Source organism: Mycobacterium sp. E1715 (assembly GCF_001667625.1).
Taxonomy (GTDB): Bacteria; Actinomycetota; Actinomycetes; order Mycobacteriales; family Mycobacteriaceae; genus Mycobacterium.
In genome coordinates this window covers 1-4,836 of the sequence record NZ_LZJJ01000237.1, presented here as the reverse complement: position 1 = coordinate 4,836, position 4,836 = coordinate 1, and the positions used below count along the sequence as shown (strand labels likewise).

The window sequence follows — 4,836 nt, the reverse complement described above, 5'->3', positions numbered from 1 at the left end:
CACCGCGCCCGAGATGCCCAGCCGGCCGACGTGGTCGACGAGCCGCTGTCGCCACCAGCCGTCGCCCACGATGTCGAGGTGCAGACCCGGCAGGCGCGGCCGCAGCCGCGCGACCGCCTCCAGCGCGTCCTCGATCTGCTTGTGCGGCACCAGCCGCGACAGCACCACCACCCGTGGCGCGGCGGCACGCGGGCCGGACAGCGTTCGCGCCGGGGCCTCGTCGAGGCCGTTGCGGACCACCGCGATGTGCGCGTTGTCGACCCCGAGCGTCACCAGGTCGCGCGCCGACGGCAGCGAGACCGTCACGTATTGGTTGCGGCGGTTCAGCCACGGCGACAGCCTCGACTCGACGAACCAGCCGAGCCGGCCGAGCACCGGGCCGGCCACCGGCCACTGTTCGCGGTGGCAGTGGTGCACCAGCACCACCACCCGGCGGCCGTACACCAGCCGGGCGAGGAACGGCAGGCCGTTCTGGGTGTCGACGACCACGTCGGGCCGCACCCGCCGCAGCGGCCCGAGCCCCAGTCGCGCCGCGGCCATCGCGAGCAGGGCCCAGACGTAGACGGAGTAGCGGCCGCCCGCGCGGTCGATGCGCACACCGTCGACCACTTCCCGGCGCGGCGCGCCGGGGTAGCGGGCGGTGCGCAGCGTGACGGCGATGCCGGACGCGGCCAGCTGCGCGCCGATGCGCTGCAAGTAGGCCTCGCTGCCGCCGCCCTGCGGGTGACCGGTATCGCGCCAGCACAGCAGGAGCACGGAGCGCAGACCAGACATCACTGGTCAGCCTAGCCCGGCGGCGCCCCCTCGGGGGCCGGCGACCCCGCCGGCCACTTCCGCCACACGGGTCCCCGCCAGGAGGGAGCGTGCGGTTGCCCGCCTCGCAGCGACAATTCTGGCGACCGGGCGCCGCGCCGCGCGTTGTCGCTGTGAGGTGGGCACTTCGGGTGCCGTCCGGGCCAGGGACGAAAGTGACTGATGTGACGAACCGCGGCGACCGCGCGCCGGCGCTGCGTAGGGTTGGCCGGTGGCCGTGACCCCGGATCCCACCCGAGTGTTCGCGCGGCGGGCGACCCTGGGCCGCGCGCTGCGGCTGCTGTCCGAGTTCCGCTTCGAGCAGTCGGACCCCGCCCGGTTCTACGGCGCGCTCGCGGCGGACACCGCCGCGATGGTGGGTGATCTCTGGCTGGCCACGCACGGCGAATCCCCGGCCGGGCGCACCCTGCTCGACGTCGGCGGCGGGCCCGGTTACTTCTCGGCCGCGTTCGCCGACGCCGGGATCCGCTACCTGGGCGTCGAACCCGACCCGAGCGAGATGCACGCGGCCGGGCCCGTCCCCGCCGGGCGCGCCGGGAACTTCGTGCGCGCCTCCGGCATGGCCCTGCCGTTCGCCGACGGCTCGGTGGACATCTGCCTGTCGTCCAACGTCGCCGAACACGTGCCGCGGCCGTGGCGGCTTGGCGCGGAGATGCTGCGGGTGACCAAGCCCGGCGGGCTGGCCGTGCTCTCCTACACCGTCTGGCTGGGCCCCTTCGGCGGGCACGAAATGGGCCTGAGCCACTATCTCGGCGGGGCGCGCGCCGCCAGGCGCTACGCCCGCAAACACGGGCATCCGGCCAAAAACGACTACGGGTCGTCGTTGTTCGCCGTGTCCGCGGCCGACGGCCTGGCGTGGGCCGCGGACACCGGGGCGGCCGTGGCCGCATTTCCCCGCTACCACCCCCGATGGGCGTGGTGGCTGACCTCGGTCCCCGTGCTGCGGGAGTTCCTGGTGAGCAATCTGGTGCTGGTCCTGCAACCCCAATAGTGAAACGTGTTCTCGTTTCGCGTCGGCTTGGGTAGGGTGGCGCCCATGCGCGCCGGCGACGATAAGCACGGCAGCGCAATCTAAAAGGGTAGGAGGAGCGGCGCAGATGGCCGACAGCAAGACCGAATACGACAAGCTTTTCATCGGCGGCAAGTGGGCTGAGCCGTCGACCGACGAAGTGATCGAGGTGCGCTGCCCGGCCACCGGCGAGTACGTCGGAAAGGTGCCGCTGGCGGCCGCCGCCGACGTCGACGCCGCGGTCGCCGCGGCGCGCGCGGCCTTCGACAACGGGCCCTGGCCGACCACCCCGCCAAAGGAGCGCGCGGCCGTGATCGCCAACGCGCTCAAGCTGATGGAGGAGCGCAAGGACACGTTCACCCAGCTGCTCGCGGCCGAGACGGGCCAGCCGCCGACCGGCGTCGAGACGATGCACTGGATGAGCTCGATCGGGGCGCTCAACTTCTTCGCCGGCCCGGCCGTCGACCAGGTCAAGTGGAAAGACATCCGCACCGGCGGCTACGGGCAGAGCATCGTCTATCGCGAGCCGATCGGCGTGGTGGGCGCGATCGTCGCGTGGAACGTGCCCCTGTTCCTGGCCGTCAACAAGCTGGGCCCGGCGCTGCTCGCCGGCTGTACCGTCGTGCTCAAGCCGGCCGCCGAAACCCCTTTGAGCGCAAACGCTTTGGCGGAGGCTTTTGCCGAGGCCGGACTGCCCGAGGGCGTGCTGTCGGTCGTGCCGGGCGGGATCGAGACCGGACAGGCGCTGACGTCCAACCCGAACGTCGACCTGTTCTCCTTCACCGGCAGCTCGGCGGTCGGCAAGGAGATCGGCCGGCGCGCCGCGGACATGCTCAAGCCGTGCACCCTGGAGCTCGGCGGCAAGTCGGCGGCCATCGTGCTCGACGACGTCGACCTGCCCTCCGCCATCCCGATGCTGGTGTTCTCCGGGATCATGAACACCGGCCAGGCCTGTGTGGCCCAGACCCGCATCCTGGCGCCACGCTCGCGGTACGACGAAATCGTGGACGCGGTAAGCACTTTCGTGCAGGCGCTGCCGGTGGGCCTGCCGACGGACCCGGCCGCCCAGATCGGCTCGCTGATCTCGGAGAAGCAGCGGGCCCGGGTCGAGGGCTACATCGCCAAGGGCATCGAGGAGGGCGCGCGGCTGGTCTGCGGCGGCGGCCGTCCCGAGGGCCTGGACAGCGGCTTCTTCGTGCAGCCGACCGTCTTCGCCGATGTCGACAACAAGATGACGATCGCCCAGGAGGAGATCTTCGGGCCGGTGCTCAGCATCATCGGATACGACACCGAGGAGGACGCGATCAAGATCGCCAACGACTCCGTGTACGGCCTGGCCGGCAGCGTGTGGACCTCCGACATCGACCGCGGCATCGCGGTCTCGGAGAAGATTCGCACCGGGACCTACGGGATCAACTGGTACGCCTTCGACCCTTGTTGCCCGTTCGGCGGTTACAAGAACTCCGGCATCGGCCGCGAGAACGGCCCCGAAGGCGTGGAGCACTTCACCCAGCAGAAGAGCGTGCTCATGCCGATGGGCCACACGATCGAGGGCTGACGCTCCGACTACCGGGCGCGCACTCCCCGCGGGCGAAACCCGCGGGGAGTGCGCGTTCGACGTTGATGCCCGGCGCACTAGCGCCAAATTATGCAAAAAAGCATAGAAAACCCCTTGTGACGGTCCTGTAAATCAGGAGCGGCATCCCGCCCGCTTCGGCATTTCCCGTGCTTCCGGGTTTACATAGGGGATAAAACTTGCTTACTGGACCGCTGTCTTATATGCTTCTCAGCATAATCATGGTCGGCGCTTAGGCCGGGAGAGAATCATGTGGATCATCGAGCTGAACATCGGCGGCTATCAATTCACCCGCGAGGTGCCCGACCTGAAGCGCCGGAATTTCCGCTTCAGCCCGCGCAGCATGCATTGGCCGGCACTGCGGCATTCCCACGCTGCATGACGTTGGCCCCGGGAGGCACGAGAGTGGCGACCACGAGCGAATCTGTGCAGGATCTCACCCCGACGAAGCGTGGCGGCACGCGCAGGAAGATGTTGGCCAGCGCCGCCGAGGTGATGCGTGAACGGGGCGCCGCGGGAGTGACGATCGACGCGGTGCTCGCCCGCAGCGGCGCGCCGCGCGGCTCCGTCTACTACCACTTCCCCGACGGCCGCAACCAGATCCTGATCGAGGCGCTGCGCTACTCCGGGGACTCGATCACCGCGATGATCGACGACGCCGCCGAGCAGGGCGCCCGGGTGCTCCTGGGCAAGTTCGTCGAATTCTGGGAGCGCCTGCTGACCGAGGGCGGCTTCAACGCCGGCTGCCCCGTGGTGGCCGCGGCGATCGGCTCGGACGACGACGACGCCACGCTTTCCGCCGAGGCCGCCGCGATCCTGGGCCGCTGGTGCGCCGCGCTGACCCGGGCCTTCACCCACGACGGCTTCGACGAGCCGTGCGCCGCCTCGCTGGCGGTGATGTCGATCGCCTCGCTGGAGGGCGCCATCGTGCTGTCCCGCTCGACCGGCAGCATCGACCCGCTGCGCCAAGTCGGCGAGCAACTCGAATTCCTCATCAAGGCAAGGGAATTCGTGCTGCGCAACAATATCGGCGAGTAACTCCTCAGTCGCTGGCCGGCAGCGGCTTGACTTCCTTGAGCTGCAGGGCGGTTTGGCCGACGCTCAGGCTCCCGGCGCCCGGCTTGGTCACCAGCACCTCGGCGCCGGTCTCGTCGACGTAGCGCTTGCCCATCACGGTGCCGCCTGCGAACGCCGGGTCCAGCTCGCCGGCACGCTCGGCGCCGATCGGCACCATCGGCGCACCGCCACAACGCAAGTCATCGAGGCTGTCGGCGCTCCTGACGACGATCACCTGCGTGTCACATACCTGGCTGGCCAGGCGGGTCCCGTTCTTGATCATGTTTCTTCCCTAACTTCCCTACTGGTCGGCCGGCGCGGCACGCAGTGCACCTAAGTCTTTGACGATCTCGCGGCGCAGCACCTTGCCGGTCGCCGTGGT

The 4,836-nt window shown here is 69.9% G+C and carries 6 protein-coding genes; 4 read left to right on the top strand and 2 right to left on the bottom strand.

Annotated elements, in window-relative coordinates; all coding sequences use genetic code 11:
• Positions 1-774, bottom strand: a 774-nt coding sequence (locus tag A9X03_RS12765; RefSeq protein WP_068261348.1) for a glycosyltransferase family 4 protein, incomplete at its 3' end; no start/stop codon positions are given.
• Between the two features lie 256 nt (positions 775-1,030).
• Here A9X03_RS12765 and A9X03_RS12760 point away from each other — a divergent pair.
• The 4 genes from A9X03_RS12760 to A9X03_RS12750 all read left to right on the top strand — a co-directional run bounded on the left by A9X03_RS12760 (position 1,031) and on the right by A9X03_RS12750 (position 4,436).
• Positions 1,031-1,804, top strand: coding sequence for a class I SAM-dependent methyltransferase (locus tag A9X03_RS12760; protein ID WP_156670120.1), 774 nt, complete (start codon positions 1,031-1,033; stop codon positions 1,802-1,804).
• 106 nt (positions 1,805-1,910) lie between these two features.
• Positions 1,911-3,380: an aldehyde dehydrogenase gene (locus A9X03_RS12755; RefSeq protein ID WP_067755593.1), complete on the top strand. Its 1,470-nt coding sequence runs from the start codon at positions 1,911-1,913 to the stop codon at positions 3,378-3,380.
• A 268-nt stretch (positions 3,381-3,648) separates the two neighbouring features.
• The gene (locus tag A9X03_RS30620; RefSeq protein ID WP_255369104.1) at positions 3,649-3,780 is read left to right on the top strand and encodes a hypothetical protein; all 132 of its coding nucleotides are present in this window, start codon (positions 3,649-3,651) and stop codon (positions 3,778-3,780) included.
• 89 nt (positions 3,781-3,869) lie between these two features.
• Complete coding sequence (locus tag A9X03_RS12750) at positions 3,870-4,436, top strand: TetR/AcrR family transcriptional regulator (RefSeq protein WP_067755600.1); 567 nt, start codon at positions 3,870-3,872, stop codon at positions 4,434-4,436.
• A 4-nt stretch (positions 4,437-4,440) separates the two neighbouring features.
• On the opposite strand, the gene A9X03_RS12745 is transcribed toward A9X03_RS12750, so the two are convergent.
• Entirely contained in the window at positions 4,441-4,737 is a 297-nt protein-coding gene (locus tag A9X03_RS12745) for a hypothetical protein (RefSeq protein ID WP_067891104.1), read from the bottom strand.
• Positions 4,738-4,836: the final 99 nt, after the last annotated feature.

What these genes read in the sequence shown, in the direction of transcription:
- A9X03_RS12755 (WP_067755593.1), top strand. Translation starts at nt 1,911, where the DNA reads ATGGCCGACAGCAAGACCGAATACGACAAGCTTTTCATCGGCGGCAAG.
- A9X03_RS12750 (WP_067755600.1), top strand. Translation starts at nt 3,870, where the DNA reads ATGTTGGCCAGCGCCGCCGAGGTGATGCGTGAACGGGGCGCCGCGGGA.
- A9X03_RS12745 (WP_067891104.1), bottom strand. Translation starts at nt 4,737, where the DNA reads ATGATCAAGAACGGGACCCGCCTGGCCAGCCAGGTATGTGACACGCAG.
- A9X03_RS30620 (WP_255369104.1), top strand. Translation starts at nt 3,649, where the DNA reads ATGTGGATCATCGAGCTGAACATCGGCGGCTATCAATTCACCCGCGAG.